General features: G+C 54.7%; 2 rRNA genes. Both read left to right on the top strand.

Features of this window, described 5'->3' with window-relative positions:
* Window positions 1-1,722: ribosomal RNA gene (locus KUV74_RS20685) — 23S ribosomal RNA — on the top strand; the annotation flags it as partial.
* Between the two features lie 94 nt (window positions 1,723-1,816).
* Window positions 1,817-1,932 (top strand): 5S ribosomal RNA (rrf, locus tag KUV74_RS20690).
* The last annotated feature ends 19 nt before the right edge of the window (window positions 1,933-1,951 follow it).

Raw genomic sequence — 1,951 nt, forward strand, 5'->3', positions numbered from 1 at the left:
GAGCGGTAGAGGAGCGTCGTGTAAGCCGATGAAGGTGTGTTGAGAAGCATGCTGGAGGTATCACGAGTGCGAATGCTGACATGAGTAACGACAAGGGGAGTGAAAAACTCCCCCGCCGGAAGACCAAGGGTTTCTGTTCGACGCTAATCGGAGCAGAGTGAGTCGGCCCCTAAGGCGAGGCCGAAAGGCGTAGTCGATGGGAAACGGGTCAATATTCCCGTACCTCACAGTATTGCGATGGGGGGACGAAGAAGGCTAGGTGAGCCAGGCGTTGGTTGTCCTGGTGAAAGCCGGTAGGCTGAGGATTCAGGTAAATCCGGATCCTCAAGGCCGAGAGGCGAGACGAACTGACTACGGTCAGGAAGTCATCGATGCCACGCTTCCAGGAAAAGCCTCTAAGCTTCAGATACTGTGAGACCGTACCCCAAACCGACACAGGTGGTCAGGTAGAGAATACCAAGGCGCTTGAGAGAACTCGGGTGAAGGAACTAGGCAAAATGGTGCCGTAACTTCGGGAGAAGGCACGCCGCATTAGGGTGAAGGTCCTCGCGACCGGAGCCTGACGCGGTCGAAGATACCAGGTGGCTGCAACTGTTTATTAAAAACACAGCACTCTGCAAACGCGCAAGCGGACGTATAGGGTGTGACGCCTGCCCGGTGCCGGAAGGTTAAGTGATGGTGTTAGCTCACGCGAAGCTCCTGATCGAAGCCCCGGTAAACGGCGGCCGTAACTATAACGGTCCTAAGGTAGCGAAATTCCTTGTCGGGTAAGTTCCGACCTGCACGAATGGCGTAATGATGGCCACGCTGTCTCCACCCGAGACTCAGTGAAATTGAAATCGCAGTGAAGATGCTGTGTACCCGCGGCTAGACGGAAAGACCCCGTGAACCTTTACTACAGCTTCACACTGGACGCTGATGTTGCTTGTGTAGGATAGCTGGGAGGCTTTGAAACCCTGTCGCCAGATGGGGTGGAGCCAACCTTGAAATACCAGCCTGGCATCATTGGCGTTCTAACTCAGGACCGTAATCCGGTTCGAGGACCGTGTGTGGTGGGTAGTTTGACTGGGGCGGTCTCCTCCCAAAGAGTAACGGAGGAGCACGAAGGTACCCTCAGCACGGTTGGAAATCGTGCAGTGAGTGCAAGAGCATAAGGGTGCTTAACTGCGAGACAGACACGTCGAGCAGATACGAAAGTAGGTTCTAGTGATCCGGTGGTTCTGTATGGAAGGGCCATCGCTCAACGGATAAAAGGTACTCCGGGGATAACAGGCTGATACCGCCCAAGAGTTCACATCGACGGCGGTGTTTGGCACCTCGATGTCGGCTCATCACATCCTGGGGCTGAAGTCGGTCCCAAGGGTATGGCTGTTCGCCATTTAAAGTGGTACGCGAGCTGGGTTTAGAACGTCGTGAGACAGTTCGGTCCCTATCTGCCGTGGGCGTTGGAGATTTGAGAAGCGCTGCTCCTAGTACGAGAGGACCGGAGTGGACGTACCTCTGGTGTTCCGGTTGTCACGCCAGTGGCATTGCCGGGTAGCTATGTACGGACGGGATAACCGCTGAAAGCATCTAAGCGGGAAGCCCCCTTCAAGATGAGATCTCCCTGAGGCCTTGAGCCTCCTAAAGGACCCAGCAAGACCAGCTGGTTGATAGGCCGGGTGTGGAAGCGCTGCAAGGCGTTGAGCTAACCGGTACTAATGGTCCGTGAGGCTTGACCATATAACACCCAAAGGGTTTTGGTCGATGATGTCTCGAATCAATTGACGGATACGATGAAACGTATCGTCAGCATGATATACATTGCCTTTTTCCGCCTGACGACCATAGCGAGTGGGAACCACCTGATCCCTTGCCGAACTCAGAAGTGAAACCGCTCAGCGCCGATGGTAGTGTGGGGTCTCCCCATGCGAGAGTAGGTCATCGTCAGGCATTTATTCAGAAGAAGCCC

It is taken from the genome of Halomonas sp. DP1Y21-3, assembly GCF_019801245.1.
Taxonomy (GTDB): Bacteria; Pseudomonadota; Gammaproteobacteria; order Pseudomonadales; family Halomonadaceae; genus Halomonas; species Halomonas litopenaei.